Source organism: Deinococcus sp. (assembly GCF_025362455.1).
GTDB lineage: Bacteria > Deinococcota > Deinococci > Deinococcales > Deinococcaceae > Deinococcus.
Genome location: NZ_JANYGJ010000114.1, coordinates 28231 through 49785, shown reverse-complemented (window position 1 = coordinate 49785; position 21555 = coordinate 28231). Strand labels below are relative to the sequence as shown.

The following is a 21555-nucleotide window of genomic DNA, read 5'->3' as shown; positions in this document are numbered from 1 at the left end:
ATCAGGACGCCGCGCAGTTGATCATCCATCCCACGCCAAATTTGTCCGTCAGCGAGCCGAAGACGCCGCCCCAGAACATCGGTGAGAGCGGCATATTCACCTCACCGCCGTCGCTGAGAGCGGCGAACAGGCGCCGGGCGTCTTCCAGGGTGTCGGGTTCCAGATTGAGGTGAGCGTTGTTGCCGAAGTTGAGCTTGAACCCCATCGACTCCGGGGCGTCGGTGCCCATCAGCACATGGCCGCCCAGAATTTCCAGCTCGATGTGAACGAGCAGATGACGGTCAGCCTCCGACATCGGCGGGGCGCCGTCCTGGGCGGGCACCATGCCGAAGCGCATCAAGCCCGTCGGTGTGGTGCCGAAGACCGAGCCGTAGAAGTAAAAGCGTCCTCTGTGTGGCGGGTAAAATTCAGGTAAGTGCTGGTGCGGGCCATGCAAAAATAGTAGCATCAATCACACTCGAAGGGAGGAAAACACCCATGACCACCATCACCGTCGCCGTGACCGTCAATGCCCCGCTGGAGCGCGTCTGGACCGCCTGGACGCAGCCGCAACACATCACGCGGTGGAACTTCGCCTCACCTGACTGGGAATGCCCGTCGGCGAGTAGTGACCTGCGTGCGGGCGGCAGCTTTTCATACCGGATGGCCGCCAGAGACGGCAGTTTCGCCTTCGATTTCGGCGGCGTGTACCGTGAGGTTTCCTTGCATGAGCGCCTGGTCTCCGAGCTGGGCGACGGCAGGCGGGTTCAGGTGGACTTCGGGCGCCTGCCAGACGGGCAAACCCGCCTCACCCAAGCCTTCGAGGCCGAGGACCAGAATCCTGCCGAGATGCAGCGCCAGGGCTGGCAGGCCATCTTGGAGAACTTCAAAACGCACGCGGAGTCGCTGCCGGGCTGAGCGCTCCTCCGCCACCTGGCCGATGTGGTGGGCACGGCCCGGCTTCTAGACTGGCGGGATGTCCTGCTCTCTCACGCTTCCGGCCAGCACTGTCCGCAGCACCGTTCTGGCCGTCGTCGCGCATCCGGATGGTCGGCGCCTGCTCAGCCTCGGCGGCGAACTGCCCGCGCTGGATGTACTCCATAGCGTCTATTTCGGCCAGGGCGTCGCGGCAGACTTCTCCAGACTGCTGGGCACCCAACTCGAACTGCTGCGCCGAGTGCACAGCGAAAAACTCAACGATGTGGCGTTGCACGCCAGCGGCCTGTCGCTACGCCGGGTGATCTGGACGCTGGGCCTTGTCGGTCATGAGCCGGACAAAGCCGAATGGACCGTGCCCGCCGACCTACCGCCTGAACAGCGAATCTGGGCGCTGGCAGCCCTGGCACCCATTCCTGCCGCGCGCCCGCTGTGGCAGCGGCCCGGTGGGCAACGCCGTCTGCTGGCCTGGCTGGACGCCGAACTGGCCGCCCAGGAGCGCCCCCGCACCGCCGACATCGAGGTCGTCAAGCACAGCCAGATCAGCTTCCTGGCCCGCGTGCCCACCGCTGCCGGGCCGCTGTACCTCAAGGCGGTGCCGGAATTCTTCGGGCGTGAGCTGCCCGTCACCGCCTGGCTGAGCCGGGAGCTGCCGGGAGGGGCGCCCTTCGTCCTGGCCTCTGACAGCGCACTCGGCGCCCTGCTGCTCGAAGACGCCGGAGAGCCTATCGAAGTCGAGGCGACCGGCTGGAACGGCCCGGCGGCTCACCCGGAGCGCTGGACCCTGGAGGACAGCCGGGCGCTGCTGCGGCACCTGGCGCGGGTTCAGCGGGCCACCGAAATGCGGCTGCCGGAGCTGACTGAACTTGGCCTGCCCGATCACGGCCCGGAATACCTGCTGGAGCGGCTACCCACGCTGTTCGAGCCGGAGAGATTGCTGGAAGGCCAGCCGGGCGGGTTGAGTTCGGCTGAGACGCAACGCTTCGTGCTACTGCGGCCCGCGCTGGAAGCAGCGCTGACCCGGCTGGCGGCCTCCCCGGTTCCCCGGACGCTGGGGCACGGCGATCTGCACGAAGGCAATGTGGTGGTCAGGGACGGCGCCTTCACCCTGATCGACTGGTCGGATTCGTCAATCACGCACCCGTTTCTGGACGCCAATCCGCGCTATCTGGTGCCCGAAGCCCACGCCGAGGCCGCTGCCGAAGCGTATCTGGACGCCTGGGCGGGGGTGCTACCGCCGGAGGAGCTACGTGCCCTGCTCTGTGACGCCGTTCTGGCGGGTGAGGTCTACCGGGCACTCGGTCTGATCCTGGGCATCCAGCCGCACGTCGAAGACGATTCCGAGCAGGGCGACGCCCATCTGTACCACGTCCAGGCGCTGCTCAGGATGACGGTTTGAGGGCTGCCAAGTTCCTGTATCCGCCGACGAACAGCGCCACCCGCAATTCCTGAATGAAGTTCGCCAGCCAGGCTTCCACCGCTTCGGGGCTCTCCAGCGCGTGCTCCAGCAGGGGCCGGGCCACCGCCACCACGTCGGCGCCCAGGCTCAGCGCACGGGCCGCGTCCAGCCCGCTTCGGATGCCCCCGGAGGCGATCAGCGGCATCTGGGGCAACGCGCCGCGCACCTCGCGCACAGCCTGGGCGGTCGGAATGCCCAGTTCGCACAGGTCGGGGCTGCGGACCTCGCCCAGCTCCGAGAGTTGCTCGACCCGCGCCCAACTGGTGCCGCCCGCCCCGGCCACGTCCAGCGCAGCGAATCCGGCGCCCGCGACCTGGCGGGCCACCCCGGCGCCCAGCCCGTGCCCGACTTCCTTGAGCAGCAGCGGCAATTTTGTCTGGGCGGCGACCTCGCGCAGCCGCTGCGCCAGTCCAGCCCAGTTGGTATCACCGCCGGTCTGCACGGCCTCCTGCAAGGGGTTGAGATGGATCGCCAGCGCGTCGGCGTCCACCAGCTCAGCCGCCCGCTCGATCTCGGCGGCGCCGTAACCCTTCAGGAGCTGCGCGGCGCCCAGGTTGCCGATCAGCAGAATATCGGGCGCGTATTCACGCACCTGAAAGCTGGACACGGCTTCGGGGCGCTCCAGCATCACGCGCTGGCTGCCGAGCATCAGGCCCAGGCCCAGGTGCTGCGCGGCAATGGCCAGGTTGCGGTTAATGAGGGCCGACTTCTCGGCGCCGCCGGTCATGGCGCCGATCAGCACGGGAGCGCTCAGGGGCTTGCCCAGAAAGGTGGTGGACAGCTCCACGTCTGCCAGATTCAGCTCCGGCAGGGCGCGGTACGGCCAGGGCACCGCTTCGAGGCCGGTGCTCACCGTCTGGTACTGACTCTCCGGCAGCAGGCAGGCTTCGATGTGCCGCAGTTTGCGCGTCTGGATATCGGCGCCGGGCACCGCTGCTGGCCGGGCCGTCACGCTAGCGCTGTCCCGACGCCCTGATGGCCTGCATCAGTTTCTGGAGCGACAGTTTCTTGAGCGACTGGGCGACATTGATCGCCTCCGAGCGCACGGCTGGGTCTTTGCTCAGCGCCCCCAGCCGGGTCGCCGCCAGTTTCGCTAAATTCAGCACAGCGCCAGATTCAGCACGGCGGTGGTCGGCAGCCGGATACCCTTCGGAGTGGATGGACGGGTCATGCCTGCATTGTGCCGCGCCAGCGGAGAATGAAATGGAGGCTGGATCAACACCGTCACGCGCCTGTCTATACTCGCGCCATGAGCGACCCTCCCCCAGACCCGGCACCAGACCCGGCACCAGACTCGGCCCGCCGCCTGATCTTCGGCGAGCAGCATGACCGTATCCAGCAGCGCCTGGAGCGCCTCGATCCCGATCTGGCAATCTACATCCGCGACTTCGCCTACGACACGGTGTACCAGCGGCCCGGCCTGGACCTCAAGACCAAGGAACTGCTGGCCTGCGCCCTGCTGGCCAGCCTCGGCGCGGGCAGCGAACTCAAAACCCACCTGCGCGGCGCCCTGCGGGCCGGAGCCTCTGAGACCGAGCTGCGCGAGACGCTGCTGTTCATGATTCCGTACCTGGGCTTTCCGAGGGTGGTCGCCGCCTTCGAGCAGTTGCGCGGGCTGGTGGGGGAAGGGGAAAAGGAGGGTTGAGATGCGGAGGTCGGGACAGCAGACGCCTCGGCAGGATCGAAAGCACGTCTGCCGCGAAGGAGCAGGGGGTGATCCACCCATCCCATCTCACTCGATACTCAAAACCGGTGCCCAAAAAAGGGCGCGGCCACCTGCTCAGGCCGCGCCTCACTTCGTCCAGAACCTTACGCGCTCAACGCCACTTCCGGCGCGGTGTAGGGCAGCTCCAGCGCCTCGGAGACGCCCCTGAAGGTCAGCTTGCCGCCTTTGGTGCTCAGGCCCCGCCGGAGGGCCTCGTCGCGGCGCAGGGCGTCCAGGCCGTGATCGGCGAGGTTCAGGGCATACGGCAGGGTCTGGTTGGTCAGCGCGAAGGTGCTGGTGCGCGGCACGGCGCCGGGCATGTTGGCCACGCCGTAGTGCAGCACGCCGCCTTCGGTATACACGGGATCGTCGTGGGTGGTGGGGTGGATGGTCTCCACGCAGCCGCCCTGATCCACCGCCACGTCCACGATGACGCTGCCTTCCTGCATCAGACTCAGCATGTCGCGGGTCACCAGATGCGGGGCGCGGGCGCCGGGAATCAGCACGCCGCCGATCAGCAGGTCCGTTTCGGGCAGCAGGCTGCGGATGTTGGCCTCGCTGCTCATCATGGTGGTCAGCTTGCCGAAAAAGACGTCATCGAGGTAGGTCAGTCGGCGGTGCGAGACGTCCAGAATGGTGACCCTGGCGCCCAGACCCATCGCCATCTTGGCCGCGTTGGTGCCCACGACACCGCCGCCGATAATCACCACATGCCCGGCCTGCACCCCCGGCACGCCGCCCAGCAGCACGCCGCGCCCACCCTGCGGCTTCTGGAGGTGGTAGGCGCCCGCCTGGACGCTGAGTCGTCCGGCGACCTCGCTCATGGGCATCAGCAGCGGCAAACTGCCGTCGGCACTCTGGACCGTTTCGTAGGCGACGCTGGTGGTGCCAGAATCGAGCAAGGCGGTGGTCAGCGCCGGATCGGCGGCCAGGTGAAGGTAGGTGAACAGCAGCAGATCGGGGCGCAGGTGAGCGTACTCGCTAGCGGTGGGCTCCTTGACCTTCACGACCATCTCGGCGGCCCAGGCATCATGGGCGCTGCCCAGCTCGGCGCCTGCCGCCCTGTATTCCTCGTCGCGGACGCCGCTGCCAACCCCCGCGCCCGCCTCGACCATGACGCTGTGGCCGCGCCGGATCAGCGTGGCGACGCCGCCGGGCGTGAGGGCCACGCGGTTTTCCTTGACCTTGATTTCCTTGGGGAGTCCGATTCGCATAGTGCTCCTTGGGTGCTTGAGAGTTGTTCGGGGTCGTACCCTCCATGCTAGTCCAAAATCAGGACTCAGGATTGCCGGGCGTGGCCCAAAACAGCCGTGCGGCGCAATACAAATGCGTGCGGGCAGGGTTTATACTCTAAAAATGTCTCAGGCCGAACTCGACGCAGTAGACCGCAAGATTCTGAGCATCCTGCAACTCGACGGGCGCATCGCCAACACCGAACTCGCCGACGAGGTGGGCCTGACTCCGGCGCCCACCCTGCGCCGGGTCCGCCGTCTGGAAGAGGAGGGCGTGATCCGGCGCTACGTGGCGCTGCTCGACCCCAAAAAGGTGGGCCGCGACCTGACGGTGTTCGTCAACGTCAGCCTGGACAAACAGACCAAGCCCGGCTTCCAGACCTTCGCCGAGCACATGAGCCGCCGCCCGGAGGTGCTGGAATGTTACCTGTGTCTGGGCGAGAGCGACTTTCTGCTCAAGGTCTGCGTGCCCGACCTCGACGCCTACCAGCGCTTCCTGGTCGATGTGCTGGCGGCCATTCCCGGCGTGCGCAACACCAACTCGACCATCATCGTCAAGCAGGAGAAGAGCACCACCAGCCTGCCGCTGGACTGAGGGCTCTGAACAACCCCACCCCCCAACGCCGGATGAGTACCCCCTGAACTTGTCATGCACCGGCCCCGGCAGAGGTCTACACTACGAGGCGTGTCATGTGTACTCAGGGCCGTTGGAGCCGAATTCGAGGTGGACGCTTTTTTGCGTTGTAGCCGCCTGTCACCGCTGAAAGTCTGGCGCCGGGGAGACCGGCTGGGTGCCCGCGCCGCGCCGGAGCAGATGCTGATCGAGCACGAGGTCGCCGAGAAGAAATACGGCCAGTCGGGTTTTGCGGTGGTAGCCAGCGCGGCCTCGTTCCGCGACCCGGTCAAGCAGGCCACCGACGCCGCCTGTTTTCTAAGACGCCACGAACCCGCGCTCTCACAGCTTGCGGGCTGCCCCGGTATCGAGGCGATTTTGCTCGACTTCGGCATCGAGGACCGGCCCGTGGAGCAGCAGACCAACTACTTTCCGCCGGAACTGCTGAACCTGATGGGCCGCCTGGGCATCGGGCTGGTGGTCACCCGCTACCCGGAAACGGCAGGCTGAGGCCGGGACAAGTCGCCCCTGACAGGCGCCTACAGTACCGGCATGAAGTGGTTCACCGCTGCCCTGCTCACTGTCGCCGCCGTCCTGGGCGGCCTGCTGATCTACCGCAACGAGGCCCAGGCCAGCGCTGTGCTGCACGGCACCTCGCTCGATCCGGCCAAGCTGGTGGGCGCCCTGCCGCTGACCCGCGACGACGGCCAGGCGGTCAACGTCGGCGGCCCCGCCGCGCAGGTCCGGCTGGTGTTCTTCGGCTTCACGCGCTGCCCGGACGTCTGCCCGCTGACGCTGGGGCTGCTCGCCAAAACGTACAACGGCCTCAGCGCCGAACAGCGAAAAGCCGTGCTGGTGCAGCTCGTCAGCGTGGACCCGCAGCATGACCAGCCCGCCGTGCTGCGAGCGTACCTGAACAACTTCAGTGCCGACTTCCGGGGCTTTACCGGCACGCCTGAGAAGGCCAAAGCCGCTGCCGACGCCTTTTATGTGCTGAGCACCAGGGCTGCCGACGGCACTATTTTGCACGGCGAACAGGTGGCCGTGCTGGACCGCCAGGGCCGCTTTCGCCGTGTCTACAACGGCGACTCGCTGAGAAACGGGGACCTGGGCGCGGATTTGCCGGGGATGATGAAGACGTACTGAACGCCACATCGCTTTTGGTCTACCTCGTAAGTGTCAATTCATAAGTGTAGATTCATAAGTGTAGATTCCGCTTTTCTCCCGATTGACTTTGAAGGAGAATACCCGGCCCATACTGGTCAGGTTGATCGGGCCAACCCTTTCACTGTTTGGAAGACCATCTTTAAGAAACGAAGTTTCAAACATGACACTACCTGAACGGGGCATGTACGTTTCCCACACCCGGTTCGTTCCGCTCGGTTTAAGGATGTCCTTGCTCGCTCCGCTCGGTAAAGCTAAAGCCTTACAAGGAGATACTTAATTACCGCCACAACAATCTTTGACGTTGCAGTGTTTTTGAAGTAGAGCTGGACGGTCAATGGACCTGGTGGTTGTTTCGATGCTGAAGGGGAGACGACCCGGACGCTCCGCTCCGGCGCTATTTCCCCGGTTCTCCTGGCATCATCAAACCCGGTCCACAGGGATCACGGCTGCGAAGACCACCGGGAGTACCAGTATCGTCGATACGAATATTTTGAGCGTAGCTTCTCCTCTCGCTTACCGACAAGGGCCGCCCCAGCTTCCCAGGGCGGCCCTCTTCATTCCAGAGCAGTACTCCGAATGACGCCACGGGGAAAACAGCCTCCCCGCGCCTCCATTCTGCGCCTTGCTCAGTCAACACTACTCGCTCCGCTCGGTCATAAAAAAGGTCTTTTTATGACATCTGCTCCAGTACTGGCTTACTTCGGCCCGGCGATCACCGGCCCGGCGGTCACCTGCACGATGTTGGCCGGGTCGAGGAGTTCCCTGGCGGCGGCGTTCACGGCTTCGGGGGTCACGGCGTTGATCCTGGCCTGGTAGTCGCTCAGCTCGCTCAGCGGCAGGCCGTCGGCGATCAGGCTGGTGAAGGTGCCCGCCAGCGCGGCGGGGTCGGACAAGCTCACCGTGTAGCTGCTCAGCAGGCCGTTCTTGGCGGTGCCGACCTCGGTGGCGCTCAGGCCGTTGTCGCGCACGTCTTTCAGCACGGCCAGGGCGCTGCCGATGGCCTTGGCCGTGTTGGCAGGCGCGGTCTGCATATTGATGAAGAAGGGTCCAGGCTGACGCAGCGCCGAGAACCCGCTGCTAACGCCGTAGGTCAGGCCTTCCTTGTCACGGAGTTGCGTGCCCAGGCGGCTGCCCAGGGTACTGCCGCCCAGCACGTCGTTGAGCACCAGCGAGGTGTAGTAGCGCGGGTCGCTGCGGGCGATGCTCTGGTAGCCCAGGTAGGTCACCGCCTGGGTTTTGTCCGGCAGATCGACCTGCGCCTTCACGACGCCGTTGGGCTTGCCGATGGTCGGATAGGTGATGGTCGGCGCCGCCCCCGTGGCCTTCCAGCCGCTGAATTTCTGGGTCAGCAAGGCCTTGACCTGAACCGGGTCGAAGTTGCCCACCAGCGTCAGCACGGTGGCGTCAGGGCGGTAGTGGGCCGCGTAGAAATTCACGGCGTCTTGCTGGGTCAGCGAGGCGATGGTCTGGGGCGTGCTGAAGACCTGCCAGGGATTGCCCGCCGGATACAGGGTCTTGCGGAAGGTCTTGACGGCCACGCTGCCCGGATCGTCATTGGCTTTGCGCGCACCCTGCACGGCGCGGGTCTGGGCCTTGCCGAACTGGTCCGCCGGGAAATTAGCGTTTTGCAGCACGTCCGACAGGGCCTCGATCAGAGTGGGCAGGTCCTTGTCCCGGCTGGCGCCGCTGAAGTTCACCCCGAAGCGGTTGGCGCTGGGCGAGAGCGAGGCGCCCACGTCGTCGAGCAGCTTGGCCAGGGTCAGCTCGTCGCGGGTCTCGGTGCCCGACAGCAAATTGGCGGCCACCAGATCGACCAGCCCGGCCTTGGCATCCACGTCGAACTCACGCCCGGCCTTGACGGTGGCGCTGAGGGTCACGGTGGGGGTCGAGGTGTCGCGCAGCAGCAGGGCGGTCATGCCGTTGGGCAGCTTGATCTGCTCCGGCAGCGTCACCTTGGTCTGGCCCGACGGCTGGAATTTGGGCAGATACCGGGCGACCTCGGCGGGGTCCACCGGTGGCCCGGCGTTGAAGCCCTCCTGGGTGGCGCCGCCCGCCGACGCGCCGCCGCCACTGCCTGCCACCACTTTGGTCGGCTCGAAGTAGCCCACGCTACGCGAGCTGTCTTGCAGGTACTTGTTCGCCACCCGCTGCACGTCGGCAGGGGTGACTTTTTGCAGCGCCGCCAGAAACTTGTCGGTGTACTGGTAGTCACCAGCGGTGGTCGCGTCGGTGGCCAGGTTGGTGGCCTGGGCGTCCAGCGAGCGGGTGCTCAGCAGCGTGGAGGTGCCGATGCTGGTCTTGGCCCGCGCGATCTCCTCGGCGCTGACCGGGTTACTGCGCACGTCGGCCATGACCTTCAGCAGCGCGGCGTCGAGTTTGGCCACATCGGTATCGGGCGTCGGCGTGAAGTTGATGGCGTACCAGCCGCCGCGTGCGAATTGGTAGGGCGCGGTGCCGCCGTCCGCCGCCAGGCCAGTCTCGAACAGGGCCTGATACAGCTTGCTGGTGCGCCCCGACAGCAACACGAAATCGAGCACCTTCAGGGCCGGAGCGTCAGGGCTGCTGACGTCGGGCAGCGGGTACACGGCGCTGATGAGCGGTGTGGCGCCCGCCTCCTTGAGGATGAGGGGGGCCTTGAGCGCCGGTTTGCCCAGGGTCGTCTCGCTGCCGCCCACCACCAGCGGCACACTGGTGCCCACCGGCCTGGTGCCGGGCTTGCCCAGCTTGCCGAAGGTGTCCTTGATCTTGGCCATGATCTCGGCGGTGTTGAAGTCGCCCACCACCACCACGGTGGCGTATTCGGGCGAGTAGTACTTTTTGTAGTACGCCTTGACCTGATCGGCGGTGAACGCCTTGATGTCCTTGGCGGTGCCGCCCACCGTCAGGCCGTAGGGCGAGCCGGGGAAGGCGGCGGCCTGCACGGTGCGCTCCAGCCGGTTGGCCGGGTCGTTCTCGTTGCTCTGAATCTCGGAGAGGACCACGTTGCGCTCGCTCTCCAGCGCTGCCGGGTCGATAATGGAGTTGGCCATCCGGTCGGCTTCGAGTTCGAGCGCCGCGCCCGCCTTCTCGCGCTCCACGACCTCGTGGTAATCGGTCTGGTCGTAGTAGGTAAAGGCGTTGAAATCGGCGCCCAGTGCGCCCAGCAGGCGGCCAAACTGCACCGGGCGGTTGGTGGTGCCTTTGAACAACAGGTGTTCGAGCTGGTGGGCGATGCCGTTGACGCCCGCCGCCTCGTTGCGCGAGCCGATCTTGTAAGCGACCTGCACCGCCACCACCGGGGCGCCGCGCACCTCCTTGGTCAGCACGGTCAGGCCGTTGGGCAGCACCGTGCGCCTCACGTCTCTGGTCAGGCTGAACTCGGTCTGGGTCAGGGCGGTGGGGGCGGCCTGGGCGCCGGGAGAGAGCAGGGCCACGCTCAGCAGGGCGGTGGCCGTCAGGATGGGCGCCGTCAGGATGGGCGCCGTCAGGTAGTTCCCGATGGGATAGTTCTTCATTAGACCTCCGGAAATAAAGCGGGACCAGGCTACTGAGTAAGCCAGGGTACTGAGTAAGCCAGGGTACTGGGCAAGAAGGTATGCGCGTTCTCCGGGCAACGACAGGTGAGGGATTGTGCTGGTGTCCAGACTAGCGCCCGTGAGTGAAGCATAAATGTAGTCGAAGAACCGCCGCCGCTCCCCAGCTCGGAAGCTGCCTCTGAGCGCGGCGCACAGCCATACCATCTTGCTCTGATTCCAACCTATCCGCAAAAAGCACCGGATAGGTTTCCATCGCCGCCAGACGGTATTCTTTGCTACTCCCGTTGGTCGGCCCTCGTCTTCGACTCAACACAATTTGGTATCAGTTTAAGCGACTGTTGGAAAGGCTCCCACGCGGCGGCTTATGCTGGGAGCATGACCAAGCAGCCCCCCCAGGACGCCGAGTTACCCGAAGGCCAGACACCTGCGCCAGACGCCGCGCCGCTCAAGCTGTCCAGACCCAAGCTGCCGAGCAAGGCAGCCGTCACAGGAGCGCCAAAGTCGAGCACGCCGAAGCAGGCCACCGCGAGGACCGGTGAGGCGAAGGCAGCCCAGCCGAAAACAGGCAAGCCCGCCGCCGAGAAAAAGCCCCGCAAAACAGCGGTCAACACTGGTTCAGACGGGGCTGATACCGAGGCAGCCAAGGCCGGTACAGCCGACGCCAGCACGGCGACTGCCAAGCCGACTCGCAAGCCCACCACCCGCAAGCCTGCGTCCAGCCCAGAGAAGGTCAGCCCAGATAAGATCAGCATAGCCCAGCCCAGCCCAGACCAGCTCTCACCGGAAGCCGAGCAGACCCTCGCGCTGCGGCTGGAGCGTTACCGCGCCGATCTGGAAGGCAGTTTGCAGACCGTCTACGGCCAGGACCAGGTGGCCGCGCTGTGGCCCCGGCTGGAGGCGGCGCTGCGGCGCAACCTGGCCGAGCGCCCCGCCGAGCTGCGCCGCCTGGACGAAGCCCGGCTGCTGCGCCCCGACTGGCTCCAGGCGCCGGAGATGATCGGCTACGTGGCCTACGTGGACCGCTTCGCCGGAACGCTCAAGGGCGTGGCCGAGAAGGTGCCGTACCTCGAAGAACTGGGCGTGAGCGCCCTGCACCTGATGCCGCTGCTGGAGCCCAGACCGGGCGAGAACGACGGCGGCTACGCGGTTCAGAACTACCGCGCCGTGAGAGGCGACCTGGGCACGATGGACGACCTGAAGGCGCTGGCAGGTGAGCTGCACGGGCGCGGCATCAGCCTGGAACTCGATCTGGTGCTCAACCATGTGGCCCAGGAACACGACTGGGCGGTGCGGGCACGGGCCGGTGAAGCGCGTTACCGTGACTACTTCCGGCTGTTTCCGGACCGCGCCCTGCCCGACGCCTACGAGCGCACCTTGCCGGAGGTCTTCCCCGAATTCGCGCCCGGCAACTTCACCTGGAACGACGAGGCGGCGAGCTGGGTCTGGACGACCTTCAACAGCTACCAGTGGGACCTGAACTGGGCCAACCCCGAAGTGTTTCTGGAATTCGTGGAGACGGTGCTGTTCCTGGCCAATCAGGGCGTGGACATCCTGCGCCTGGACGCCATCGCCTTTATCTGGAAACGGCTGGGCAGCGACTCGCAAAACCAGCCGGAGGTCCACGACCTCACCCGCGCCCTGAGAGCCTGCGCCCGCATCGTGGCCCCGGCGGTGGCCTTCAAGGCCGAGGCCATCGTGGCGCCTACAGACCTGATCTCGTACCTGGGTGTGCGAGGTCACCACGGCAAGGTGTCCGACACGGCCTACCACAACTCGCTGATGGTGCAGCTCTGGAGCAGCCTGGCCAGCCGCAGCACGAGGCTATTCGAGCAGGCCCTGAGCGCCTTTCCGCCCAAACCGAGTAACACCACCTGGTCGATGTACCTGCGCTGCCACGACGACATCGGCTGGGCTATTTCCGACCACGACGCGGGCCTGGCCGGAACCGTCGGCTGGGGCCACCGCGCCTTCCTGAGCGATTTTTACAGCAATCAGCCGATTGAGGGTGAGCTGGAGAGTTCGTTTGCGCGTGGGCTGGTCTTCCAGGCCAATCCGCACACCGGGGACCGGCGCATCAGCGGCTCGGCGGCCAGCCTGGCGGGCTTGGAGGCGGCCCGCAGCGCCGAGGAGGTCGATTTGAGCCTGGGGCGCTTGCGGCTGCTGCACGCCGTGGTGCTCGGCTACGGCGGCCTGCCGCTGCTGTACATGGGCGATGAGCTGGCCATGCTCAACGACTACGGCTACGTGCGCGTGCCCGAACACGCCCCCGACAACCGCTGGGTTCACCGCCCGGTGATGGACTGGGCCACCGCCGAGCGCCGCCGCGACCCGCTGACCCTGGTAGGCCGGATGTACGGCGCGGTCCAGAAGCTGATTCAGGTTCGCAAGGGCCTGCCGCATCTGCACGCCAGCATCGAGGCGCAGGTGGTGCCCAGCCCGAACGACCACGTGCTGCTGCTGCGCCGCGCCCACCCGGAGGGCAACATGCTCGGCCTGTACAATTTCAGCGAGGAGTTCCAGCCGCTGAGTGCGGGCCTCCTGAGCCAGTTCGTCGGCGGCCACCCCCGCGACGCCCTGAGCGGCCACCATTGGAATCTGAACACGCCGGAAGTGGCGCTGGAGCCGTATGGGGCGTACTGGCTGGTTGAATGAGGCGCGTGGCTTGTGGGAACAGATTTGGGAAGTGGGAAGTGGGGCAAGACAGGGCCATGACATGATGTCATCCTGAGCGCGGCGAAGGATCTCGCCGTTCAACTACGAGACCTTCGCCGCGCTCAGGATGACAAAGTTTAGTTTTTAAAGGGCTGGCTTGTTTCAAAAGAGGGCGTGTTCGGTTGAATATTCAGGTTGCTGAACAGGCAGCCCAGTCCCGCTCAATCGAGCAGCTTCTCAACGACTCGCAGCCGCCTCGCCTCTTCCCCGCTCAGACCTGACACTCCAGGCGCTGATCGGCAGACAGCCAGCTCAGGTTCTGCCAGGTCAGCGCCATGTTCCGGGCGGCCAGGTAGGCGTCCAGGCAAAAACCGTGGGCTTCCAGTTCGCTCAGGAGGACGGCGGCCTGGGCGGTGACGCGGCGCCTCAGGTCAGGGGTCACGTAACCGGCTCGCCCGGCGGCGTGCAACTCGTCCTCGTCGACCAGGCGGACGCCCGCGCCGCTTTGCAGCAGCACATCGAGGTAATGGTCGTGCAGTTCCCAGACCTCGCCGCGCACGGCGACGGTGGCCAGGTCGAGGTAGTAGTCGTGCTCACGCTGACCGTGAAAGTCGTAGCGGCAGATTTGCAGCCCCAGGCCGGGCAGCAGGTGGGCCTGCCAGGCGCGAATCCGGGGATGGTCGGTGAAGGCGCGGGCCACGTACAACCCGTGCTGATGAAGCTGATAGACGCCGACCTGGCGCACGCCGGTATTGGTATGGTGCTCACGCCGCGACAGATAGTGCTTCTCTATTTTGGGCCGCTCCGGCTGGAGGCATGATGGGCGACCCGCCTCGGCAGCTTCCGGAGACTCGTGGTGGCGGGGCGCGGGCGACATACGCCACAGTACAGGCCGAACGGGCCAGGGGGATTAATTGACCGCCCAGCTATGTAGACCGGCGTTCAATTGCACCGTGTTCAAGGTTCAAGCAGCAGTGTGTCCAGAGCGCACCGCTCCCAGGCTCATGCAGCAGTGGGGTGGGTACGGACTTTACAAACGCCAGGTGTCCGAACAGCTCGAAGCCCACAACACGCATTTAAATCGTTTTTCTATATCTAAAACCTTTCACACGAGTTCTCCCTGCATCTTCAATCTACCTCCTGCATTCTTATCCATCTTTGTCAGTTCAGAGAGAATGCAGTGATAATTATGGGACTACACTGCCTTCATGTATTACGCTGATCTCGACACGCTGACCAAGGCCAGGCTGGCAGACGCCGGAGCCTCCCGCCTCACCGAGCCCACGCCGGGGTGGATGAGCAGATGGGTAAAGTGGGTGCTGGAGCGGCTGGAACACCGGAAATAGCGATGCTTTTGTAGTCGATGGTAGACTATGGTATGGGCTTTGAACTGATTCGCGGAAGACCAAATCGCCTGAAAAGTGACAATACGTTCCACCCCACGAGACACAGCACTTCTAAATCCACCTTACTCATTGAATCATACGACGGCGTTGACTTGATGCTGTTCTGGTATACTGAGTACATTGAGCTTCCATTTCACTTCAGCAACATCGAAGTTTTTCCTGTGCTAGTCGCCGCAGATGAGGTTCCAGATCGACTGAAGCATCTGGGTTACATTACAGAAAACGGCTTCTCAGGCTATGAGCTTAAAACAGACAGTGCAAGCTTTCTGATCATTAGCGGGGTTTGCGAGTTTATGTCCAGGCCGGAAGCTGAGGCCCGCGAAGAAGGTCTCAAGTTTGATGACCGTTGGATCAGCCTCTATGACGGCCTGAGCGTCAAAGAGCGCAGGATTGAGGCTGCTAAAGTTGGTGGCCCGCTCGCTTACGCTCAGTTGCAGCGCGAGCAATTGGGCGACTACTGATTTCTCCCGCTCACCGCACCAGCTTGGCATCATCTTGCTCGGACATCATTCTCAGGAAGGCGTCCACGAATTGCGGGTCGAACTGGCTGCCCGACTGCTTGCGGAGTTCCTGCAAGGCCCGCTCGCGGCTCCAGGCGGGCTTGTAGGGCCGGGCGTTGACCAGGGCGTCGTAGACGTCGATGATCGAGAACAGCCGGGCGGTGTCGGGGATGTCCTGGCCGCGCAGGCCGCTGGGGTAGCCGCCGCCGTCCCAGCGCTCGTGGTGGTAGCGCACCAGATCGAGCGTCTCGGCGGGCAGGAAATGCAGGTCCTGAAGCATGTCGTAGCCGATGGTGGCGTGGCGCTGCATACTGGTGCGTTCCTGGGGGTCGAGCGGGCCGGGTTTGTGCAAAATAGCGTCGGGCACGGCAATTTTGCCCAGGTCGTGCAGGTAGGCGCCCCAGCGGGCGGCCTTGAGGCGCTCCTCGTCCCAGCCGAGGCGGGCGGCCAGGCGCAGGCTGAGGGTCACCACGCGCTGAGTGTGGCCGCCGGTCTCGTCGTCGCGGTGCTCCAGGGCGGCGCCCAGGGCTTTGAGGGTCAGGTCGTTGGCGTCGCGCAGCTCGCGGATAGCGTAGACCTGGCCGAGCTGGGCGCCGAACAACCGGGCGAACGACTCGACCACCGATTTCTCGTCGATGCGAAATTCGCGGTCCTCGCGGGTCAGCAAGATCAATCCCAGGTGCTGGGTGGCGCGGCCATAGATATTGACCACCAGTTGCGTCTTGCGCTGCGTCCTGGGCAGCAGCGACAGGACTTCCTCAGCGACCCAGTGGTCGGCCTGGACGCTGCGGCTGTCGTTGTCACCGGGCACGATCGGCTGCTCGATGAAGTTCTCGAAGGCCCCCCGCGCCGCCAGGATCATGGGGGTGCCGCGCCGGTAGGCGACCAGGGCGAAATGCGGCGCCACCCGCAGGTTCTGCAAAATGACGATGCCCGCCCGGATGATCGCCTCGGCGTCTCTCGCCTCGCCCAGCTTGACGCTGCCTTCTTCCAGGGCGCTGACGGTGTTTTTGAGCCAGACCGTCTCACGCGACTTAGTGCCCTCCCAGATGAACATCAGGCCCAGGCCCAGCAGCAGCAGCAGGGCGCCCAGCAACGTCAGCGGAGCGGGGGGCACTTTGAAGACCGCCAGTTGCACGCTGAACGCCGCCGCGTAGGCCAGAATGGGAATCCAGCGCCAGACGCCGCTCAGGCGCTGACTGAAGGCCGCGCACAGCACCGTCATGCCGATGACCAGGGTGGTGTTTCTGGCCACCACGCCGTACGCCACCAGACCGGCAGTGACCAGCGTGGCCAGAATCAGGAGCACGGGCGAGGATGAAGGAGTTTGAGCGGCCACGACGCTGAGTTTAGCACCCTCTTAGGGCGGATTCACGCACCGTCGCCGTGGCCCGCACCAACCGGTTGCAGGCCGCGCAGGAGGCCGGACGCACGGCAACAGGCCGTCTTCATGTTCTTCACACAGCCTTCTCCACAGCCTTACTCCACAGTCTTACTCCACAGGGCCGGGGGGTGAACGACGACGTTCAGCCGCCCTCTGTGCCCTCACCCTCTGTGCCCTCACCCTGGATGCACTCGCCCCTGGCATCCGCCGCCTGCCGGAATCCGGCAAAACTCCGGCGCAGCAGCCGCGCCGCCTCGCCTGCACGCACGCCCGGCGTCACCTCCAAACGGTGGCCCCAGTTCGCCGAGAGCAGGTCAGACACGCCGCCCAGCGCCCCGGCACGCGGATTGCTGGCCCCGTAGACCACCCGGCCCACCCGCGCCAGGGTCAGTGCGCCCAGGCACATCGGGCAGGGTTCCAGGGTCACGTAGAGGGTGCAGCCGCTGAGGTACGGCCCCACCACGGCGGCCCCGGCCCTGAGCGCTTCCAGCTCGGCGTGGCGGGTCATATCATTTGCGGCCCGGCTGCGGTTGGCGGCGGCGGCGATCAGCTCGCCCCCGCGCACCAGCACCGCGCCCACCGGCACCTCACCGGCCTCGGCGGCGGCGCGGGCCTGCGCCAGAGCCTGACCCATCCAGAAGTGATCGGGGTCGTTCAGGCGTTCGTCGTAGTCGGGCACCTGATTTCTAGCATTCACCGCCCAGATCGGCGGCGCGGTGCCCACCCACTGCACGCCGTCTGAGCTGGCCAGCAGCCACAAGTTCTCCCGCGCCTCAAGCGTCAGCCGTAACTCGCCCAGCACGTCGCTGAGACTGCGCGTGCCGCCCGACAGCCGAATCCGGTCGCCGGGCTCGCGGCGGCGCAGCGTCCAGCTTTCAGGTGGGGCGAATGTCGGGCGCGGGCCGTCCGGAACCGGGCGCGGGAGATCTGGGCGCGGCAGATGAAGCTGCGAAAACGCTCCACCGGTCACGCTCGCCTGTGCGCCGCCCGGCAGGGTCTGACGGGTCGCCCGGCCCTCGCCCAGCGCCCCGGCCAGGTGATCGAGATGCTCGGCGTGGAAGGTCAGCTCGGCGCCTTGCAGCGCCCGGCGCACGAAACGGCGCAGCACGGCGTCAGGCTGCCGGGCCAGCGGCGTATGCGGTGTCAGGCGGGCGGTCAGGTCGCTGAGTGCGCTGTCGTCCGACGCCTGGAAACGGGCCAGGCGACTCAGGCTTTCCTCCAGGCCGGGAAAACGCTCAGCCAGCAGCGGCAGCACCTCCAGCCGCAGCCAGTTGCGAGTGTAGCGGGTCTCCGAGTTGCTGGCGTCCTCGCGCCAGGCTTGCGCCCAGTGCGAGAGCGCCGCCTCGACCTGAACGCGGCTCACCCCCAGCCAGGGGCGCCGCAGCGGGCCGCGCTGGGCCGGAATGCCGTGCAGCACCGCCTCACCGCGCAGCAGTTGCCACAGCACGGTTTCGGCCTGGTCGCGGCGGGTGTGCGCCGTGAGAATCAGCCGGACGCCGTGCTGGCGGGCCACGCGGCTCAGAAAGTCGTAGCGCAGCCGCCGGGCGGCCTCCTCGGTGCTCCAGCCGCGCCGGGCCGCCACCTGGGCCACCGGAGCCGCGCCCAGCTCGCAGGGCACGCCCAGTTCGGCGCACCGCTCGGCCACCCAGCGGGCATCGGCGCCGGATTCGGGCCGGAGCTGATGATCCAGGTGCGCCACCACCGGGCGGGCACCGACCGCCAGCAGGCCGCGCAACAGCGCCACGCTGTCGGCCCCGCCTGACACGCCCACCACCACGTCGGTTGCCGCGTAGACCCGCAGCGGGGCAAGCAGGGGTGTGAGTGGGTCGGACACGGGGACATGGTATCGGGGTTGTGGGCTGTGGGGTGTAGGGAACGGGACGGCATCATTCACCGAGCTGACCTCACCCCGGCGCTCCACCACTTCGGCACCCGGATCAACCCGGCAAGGCCGACGGCCCCCATCTGTTCAGGCATCTGTTCAGGACAACGCTTCGCTGAACCCTCCACCATCCAGCCATCTGTTCTATCTGTTCCATCTGTTCCCACACCACACAACCCCCTCTACGGCATACTGGACACCATGACGCTTCAAGTTGGCCAGCTCGCCCCCGCCTTCGAGGTTCGCAGCGACGACGGGCACACGGTGTCCCTGGAGGCGCTGCGGGGCCTGTGGGTGGTGCTGTACTTTTATCCCCGCGCTATGACCCCCGGCTGCAACATCGAGGCGCAGCGTTTCGAGCAGGCGCTGCCGGAATTTCAGCGGCGCGGCGCCCGCGTGATCGGGGTCAGCACCGACACCGAGGCGAGAGCGGCACAGTTTCGTGATTCCTGCTCGCTCAGTTTTCCACTGCTGCCCGACTCAGAGCGCGAGGTCTCGAAGCTCTACGGCGTTCTGGGCGGCGTCACCGGGCTGCTCGGTATCGCCAACCGGCACAGCTTCCTGATCGACCCGGCGGGCAACGTCGCCTACATCTGGCGCAAGGTCAACCCAGGGCGCCACGCGGGCGACGTGCTGCGCGAACTGGAGAGCTTGCAGGCCCAGCCGGTCTGATGACAGCGAACCCGGTTCAGAATTTGGCGCTGGCCTTCATGCCGCTGAGCTTGAGGGTGTCGCCGACCAGGCTTGCGCCCTGAATGGCCTGCACGCCGAAATAGCCGTGCCCGGCCTTGGCCGCCGCGTCGAGGGCGCCTCCGGCGAGTTGAAAGCCGGTCACTGCACCGTTCTGGATGCTGATGGTGCCGATGCGCTGCCCCGCCTCGTCGCCCGCCGCGCAGAGCTGGGACTTGGAGAGCGGCGACTTGGACAGTGGGGGCGCCGCGCAGCTCGGCATGCTGCTGCGCAGGTACACCGCCACCTGCTTGAGCGTGCCCGCACCTGCGTAATCCACGTTGCCGCTGACCGAGACGTTGCTCAGCAGGCCGGGCAGGCTGGTGCCGCCAAAGGCGTCGCTGCCGTCGTAGGCCACGTAGTTCTCGAAGCCCGCGCTGGAGGGCAGACTCAGGCTCTGGTCGGGAATGGCGACGGCGGGCAGCGGCACCACGCCGCAGGCGCAGAGCAGAGCGGCGAGTCCAGCCAGGGCGAGCAGGGTCTTCTTCATGGCGACAGACTAGCGGCGCAGTCCTGACAGGGACGGCACAATGAACGTCTCATACGGACTCCGCTAAATTCCTTAACTTCCGAAAAGGCGCCGGAAGTTAATCCATACCGCAGAGTCCGTAGTTGCTCCTACTCCCGTTGGTCGGATTTCATCGTTTTTACAAAACGATTCAATCGGAGTCCGTATCAGACGTGGAAAATATCGCAATCAGGCTAAGCTGAGCGACGTTATTAAAGCGCCATTCCAGGCGGCGCGGCCATGCGATAGTGCGTGCCATGAACCCGGCCAACAAGAAACCCATCAGCAAGACCGTTCCCGGCAGGCCAGGTCTGGGCAAAACCGTGACCGTCAAGGCCCAGGCGCTGCGCCGACTCAGGGGCCGCTACCCCTTCGGCCACGCGGGCGACATCCTGGACGCCCAGGCCGGAATAGAGAGCGGCGAGGTCGTGGACGTGATCGGCGAGGACCGCAGCTTCGTGGGGCGCGGCTATTTCAATGCCGGGGGCGCCACCCCGCTGCGGATGCTGACCCTGGAGCGCGAGGACATCGACGAGGGCTTCTACCGCCGCCGGGTGCGCGAGGCCATCAGCCGCCGCTCAGGCCAGATTCACGGCACCGACGCCATGCGCGTGCTCCACGCCGAGGCGGACGGCCTGAGCGGCGTGGTGGCCGACCAGTTCGGCGAGGTGCTGGCGGTGCAGCTTCGCAACGCGGGCACCGAGCGCCACCGCGAGCTGATTCTGGGTGCCCTGAAAAAGGAGACCGGGGCGGGCGCCGCGTATGAGCGCAGCGACGTGGGCGAGCGCCGCCGCGAGGGCCTGGAGCCCGTGACCGGCCTGCTATGGGGCGAGGTGCCGGAGCGCATCCGGTTTCGTGAAGACGAGCTGCAACTCTTTTTCGACTGGCAGTCCGCCCAGAAGACCGGCTTTTTTCTCGATCAGCGCGACAACCGCCGGATGCTGGCAGGGCTGGTAAAGCCGGGGCAGCAGTTTCTGGACGTGTATTCGTACACCGGGGGCTTCAGTCTGCACGCCGCACTCAGGGGCGCCCAGACCGTCGCCATCGACAAGGACGCCGCCGCGCTGGGCATTCTGGAGGCGGTGGCCCACGCCAACAAACTCACAGCGGGCGCCCGGCTGGGCGACGCGCTGGAGGTGCTGGCCCAACTGGAGCGCGAGAAACGCCGCTTCGACGCTGTGGTCCTCGACCCGCCGACCCTGGCCAAGCGCCGCGACGACGTGCCGAACGCCAAGCGGGTCTTTACCACCGCAGCCGCCAGCGCCCTGAAGATGCTCAACCCCGGCGGCCACCTGCTGATCTCGACCTGCGCCCATTACCTGAAAGTCGACGATCTGCTCGACGCGGCGCGGGTCGCGGCAGGCGAGGCGGGCGCGGCGGCGCAAGTCGTCGCCGTGACCTACCAGCCTGCCGACCACCCCTTCATGCTGGCGGTCCCCGAAAGTCTGTATCTCAAGAGCGTGCTGCTCAGAAAGGAATAATGTTGTGACCGAAATCATCGAATTCACCGTGCCCAACAACATTCCGTACAAAGGCGGCTGCGTCACCGAACCGGCCCTGTTCGCGCTGGACCATCTGGTGAACTATCAGGCGGATGTAGTGGTGGCGGGGCAAATTCATCCAGATGCCCGCGTGCTGGACCTGCTGCGAGCCGTGCTGCAAGGCCCCGCCGCGTACCACGTCTCTCCTGCCGAGGCCCAGGCCGCCCGCCAGCGCTTCGTGACCCAGGCCGGGCAAGCGCTGGTGCAGGAAGGCGGGCAAGTGGAATGGCTGGAAAAGGAGTTCGGGGTGGGCGGGAAGTGAGTTCAGCACAACTATGTCGGCGATGAACAACAAACCGGTTGGAACATCGGTTGCCGTCTCAGCTTGACCAGATGGGGATTCGGAA

Annotated in this window: 22 protein-coding genes; 12 read left to right on the top strand and 10 right to left on the bottom strand. The window is 65.8% G+C overall.

Annotated features, from left to right (window positions below; translation table 11 throughout):
* Window position 1: 1 nt before the first annotated feature.
* Window positions 2-448, bottom strand: coding sequence for a VOC family protein (locus Q0R23_RS09115; RefSeq protein ID WP_293912291.1), 447 nt, complete (start codon window positions 446-448; stop codon window positions 2-4).
* A 29-nt stretch (window positions 449-477) separates the two neighbouring features.
* Here Q0R23_RS09115 and Q0R23_RS09110 point away from each other — a divergent pair, with 29 nt between their 5' ends.
* Window positions 478-897 carry an SRPBCC family protein gene (locus Q0R23_RS09110; RefSeq protein WP_293912289.1) on the top strand — a complete coding sequence of 140 codons (420 nt, stop codon included), beginning with the start codon at window positions 478-480 and terminating at the stop codon, window positions 895-897.
* 58 nt (window positions 898-955) lie between these two features.
* A complete protein-coding gene (locus Q0R23_RS09105; protein ID WP_293912287.1) occupies window positions 956-2314 on the top strand; it encodes a phosphotransferase in 1359 nt (452 codons plus the stop codon).
* Here Q0R23_RS09105 and fni read toward each other — a convergent pair.
* From fni to Q0R23_RS09090, 3 genes are read right to left on the bottom strand one after another with little or no spacing between them, the layout of a single operon-like run.
* A complete protein-coding gene (fni, locus tag Q0R23_RS09100) occupies window positions 2298-3326 on the bottom strand; it encodes a type 2 isopentenyl-diphosphate Delta-isomerase (protein WP_293912285.1) in 1029 nt (342 codons plus the stop codon). The genes Q0R23_RS09105 and fni overlap by 17 nt on opposite strands.
* A gap of 1 nt (window position 3327) precedes the next feature.
* Window positions 3328-3480: a hypothetical protein gene (locus tag Q0R23_RS09095; RefSeq protein WP_293912284.1), complete on the bottom strand. Its 153-nt coding sequence runs from the start codon at window positions 3478-3480 to the stop codon at window positions 3328-3330.
* Window positions 3474-3602, bottom strand: coding sequence for a hypothetical protein (locus Q0R23_RS09090; protein WP_293912282.1), 129 nt, complete (start codon window positions 3600-3602; stop codon window positions 3474-3476). Before Q0R23_RS09090 ends, Q0R23_RS09095 begins: the two co-directional genes overlap by 7 nt.
* 21 nt (window positions 3603-3623) lie before the next feature.
* Here Q0R23_RS09090 and Q0R23_RS09085 point away from each other — a divergent pair, with 21 nt between their 5' ends.
* Entirely contained in the window at window positions 3624-4019 is a 396-nt protein-coding gene (locus tag Q0R23_RS09085; RefSeq protein WP_293912279.1) for a carboxymuconolactone decarboxylase family protein, read from the top strand.
* Between the two features lie 164 nt (window positions 4020-4183).
* Here the strand turns inward: Q0R23_RS09085 and ald are convergent, their stop codons facing one another.
* Window positions 4184-5293 (bottom strand): alanine dehydrogenase, encoded by a 1110-nt coding sequence (gene ald / locus Q0R23_RS09080; protein ID WP_293912276.1) that lies wholly within the window; start codon window positions 5291-5293, stop codon window positions 4184-4186.
* Window positions 5294-5435: 142 nt separating this feature from the next.
* Between ald and Q0R23_RS09075 the strand changes: the two genes are divergently transcribed.
* The 3 genes from Q0R23_RS09075 (at window position 5436) to Q0R23_RS09065 (ending at window position 7070) form a co-directional block, all read left to right on the top strand.
* Entirely contained in the window at window positions 5436-5906 is a 471-nt protein-coding gene (locus tag Q0R23_RS09075) for an Lrp/AsnC family transcriptional regulator (protein ID WP_293912273.1), read from the top strand.
* 90 nt (window positions 5907-5996) lie between these two features.
* Window positions 5997-6434, top strand: coding sequence for a hypothetical protein (locus Q0R23_RS09070; RefSeq protein WP_293912271.1), 438 nt, complete (start codon window positions 5997-5999; stop codon window positions 6432-6434).
* Between the two features lie 42 nt (window positions 6435-6476).
* Window positions 6477-7070 (top strand): SCO family protein, encoded by a 594-nt coding sequence (locus tag Q0R23_RS09065; protein WP_293912269.1) that lies wholly within the window; start codon window positions 6477-6479, stop codon window positions 7068-7070.
* Between the two features lie 716 nt (window positions 7071-7786).
* Here Q0R23_RS09065 and Q0R23_RS09060 read toward each other — a convergent pair.
* Window positions 7787-10585, bottom strand: coding sequence for a pitrilysin family protein (locus Q0R23_RS09060; RefSeq protein WP_293912268.1), 2799 nt, complete (start codon window positions 10583-10585; stop codon window positions 7787-7789).
* A gap of 396 nt (window positions 10586-10981) precedes the next feature.
* On the opposite strand from Q0R23_RS09060, the gene Q0R23_RS09055 reads away from it, so the two are divergent.
* Window positions 10982-13258, top strand: a complete 2277-nt coding sequence (locus tag Q0R23_RS09055; protein WP_293912266.1) for an alpha-amylase family glycosyl hydrolase — start codon at window positions 10982-10984, stop codon at window positions 13256-13258.
* Between the two features lie 271 nt (window positions 13259-13529).
* Here the strand turns inward: Q0R23_RS09055 and Q0R23_RS09050 are convergent, their stop codons facing one another.
* Entirely contained in the window at window positions 13530-14135 is a 606-nt protein-coding gene (locus Q0R23_RS09050) for a DUF402 domain-containing protein (protein ID WP_293912264.1), read from the bottom strand.
* A 331-nt stretch (window positions 14136-14466) separates the two neighbouring features.
* Here Q0R23_RS09050 and Q0R23_RS09045 point away from each other — a divergent pair, with 331 nt between their 5' ends.
* Together Q0R23_RS09045 and Q0R23_RS09040 are read left to right on the top strand one after the other, a co-directional pair.
* Window positions 14467-14604, top strand: a complete 138-nt coding sequence (locus Q0R23_RS09045) for a hypothetical protein (protein WP_293912262.1) — start codon at window positions 14467-14469, stop codon at window positions 14602-14604.
* A 32-nt stretch (window positions 14605-14636) separates the two neighbouring features.
* Entirely contained in the window at window positions 14637-15125 is a 489-nt protein-coding gene (locus tag Q0R23_RS09040; protein ID WP_293912259.1) for a hypothetical protein, read from the top strand.
* 10 nt (window positions 15126-15135) lie between these two features.
* Here the strand turns inward: Q0R23_RS09040 and Q0R23_RS09035 are convergent, their stop codons facing one another.
* The gene (locus Q0R23_RS09035) at window positions 15136-16473 is read right to left on the bottom strand and encodes an HD-GYP domain-containing protein (protein ID WP_293912258.1); all 1338 of its coding nucleotides are present in this window, start codon (window positions 16471-16473) and stop codon (window positions 15136-15138) included.
* A 217-nt stretch (window positions 16474-16690) separates the two neighbouring features.
* Complete coding sequence (gene tilS / locus Q0R23_RS09030) at window positions 16691-18382, bottom strand: tRNA lysidine(34) synthetase TilS (protein ID WP_293912256.1); 1692 nt, start codon at window positions 18380-18382, stop codon at window positions 16691-16693.
* A 249-nt stretch (window positions 18383-18631) separates the two neighbouring features.
* Between tilS and Q0R23_RS09025 the strand changes: the two genes are divergently transcribed.
* Window positions 18632-19102: a peroxiredoxin gene (locus tag Q0R23_RS09025; protein WP_293912254.1), complete on the top strand. Its 471-nt coding sequence runs from the start codon at window positions 18632-18634 to the stop codon at window positions 19100-19102.
* 16 nt (window positions 19103-19118) lie between these two features.
* Here Q0R23_RS09025 and Q0R23_RS09020 read toward each other — a convergent pair whose 3' ends face one another.
* Window positions 19119-19649: a hypothetical protein gene (locus tag Q0R23_RS09020; protein ID WP_293912252.1), complete on the bottom strand. Its 531-nt coding sequence runs from the start codon at window positions 19647-19649 to the stop codon at window positions 19119-19121.
* Window positions 19650-19924: 275 nt separating this feature from the next.
* Between Q0R23_RS09020 and Q0R23_RS09015 the strand changes: the two genes are divergently transcribed.
* Both Q0R23_RS09015 and Q0R23_RS09010 read left to right on the top strand, forming a co-directional pair.
* Window positions 19925-21148 (top strand): class I SAM-dependent rRNA methyltransferase, encoded by a 1224-nt coding sequence (locus Q0R23_RS09015; RefSeq protein ID WP_293912251.1) that lies wholly within the window; start codon window positions 19925-19927, stop codon window positions 21146-21148.
* A gap of 4 nt (window positions 21149-21152) precedes the next feature.
* Window positions 21153-21470, top strand: a complete 318-nt coding sequence (locus tag Q0R23_RS09010) for a hypothetical protein (protein ID WP_293912249.1) — start codon at window positions 21153-21155, stop codon at window positions 21468-21470.
* The last annotated feature ends 85 nt before the right edge of the window (window positions 21471-21555 follow it).

Bases quoted from the DNA above. Each gene is read 5' to 3' on its own strand.
- Q0R23_RS09115 (WP_293912291.1), bottom strand. From the start codon at position 448: ATGCTACTATTTTTGCATGGCCCGCACCAGCACTTACCTGAATTTTAC.
- Q0R23_RS09110 (WP_293912289.1), top strand. From the start codon at position 478: ATGACCACCATCACCGTCGCCGTGACCGTCAATGCCCCGCTGGAGCGC.
- Q0R23_RS09105 (WP_293912287.1), top strand. From the start codon at position 956: ATGTCCTGCTCTCTCACGCTTCCGGCCAGCACTGTCCGCAGCACCGTT.
- Q0R23_RS09085 (WP_293912279.1), top strand. From the start codon at position 3,624: ATGAGCGACCCTCCCCCAGACCCGGCACCAGACCCGGCACCAGACTCG.
- ald (WP_293912276.1), bottom strand. From the start codon at position 5,293: ATGCGAATCGGACTCCCCAAGGAAATCAAGGTCAAGGAAAACCGCGTG.
- Q0R23_RS09075 (WP_293912273.1), top strand. From the start codon at position 5,436: ATGTCTCAGGCCGAACTCGACGCAGTAGACCGCAAGATTCTGAGCATC.
- Q0R23_RS09065 (WP_293912269.1), top strand. From the start codon at position 6,477: ATGAAGTGGTTCACCGCTGCCCTGCTCACTGTCGCCGCCGTCCTGGGC.
- Q0R23_RS09060 (WP_293912268.1), bottom strand. From the start codon at position 10,585: ATGAAGAACTATCCCATCGGGAACTACCTGACGGCGCCCATCCTGACG.
- Q0R23_RS09055 (WP_293912266.1), top strand. From the start codon at position 10,982: ATGACCAAGCAGCCCCCCCAGGACGCCGAGTTACCCGAAGGCCAGACA.
- Q0R23_RS09050 (WP_293912264.1), bottom strand. From the start codon at position 14,135: ATGTCGCCCGCGCCCCGCCACCACGAGTCTCCGGAAGCTGCCGAGGCG.
- Q0R23_RS09045 (WP_293912262.1), top strand. From the start codon at position 14,467: ATGTATTACGCTGATCTCGACACGCTGACCAAGGCCAGGCTGGCAGAC.
- Q0R23_RS09040 (WP_293912259.1), top strand. From the start codon at position 14,637: ATGGGCTTTGAACTGATTCGCGGAAGACCAAATCGCCTGAAAAGTGAC.
- Q0R23_RS09025 (WP_293912254.1), top strand. From the start codon at position 18,632: ATGACGCTTCAAGTTGGCCAGCTCGCCCCCGCCTTCGAGGTTCGCAGC.
- Q0R23_RS09020 (WP_293912252.1), bottom strand. From the start codon at position 19,649: ATGAAGAAGACCCTGCTCGCCCTGGCTGGACTCGCCGCTCTGCTCTGC.
- Q0R23_RS09015 (WP_293912251.1), top strand. From the start codon at position 19,925: ATGAACCCGGCCAACAAGAAACCCATCAGCAAGACCGTTCCCGGCAGG.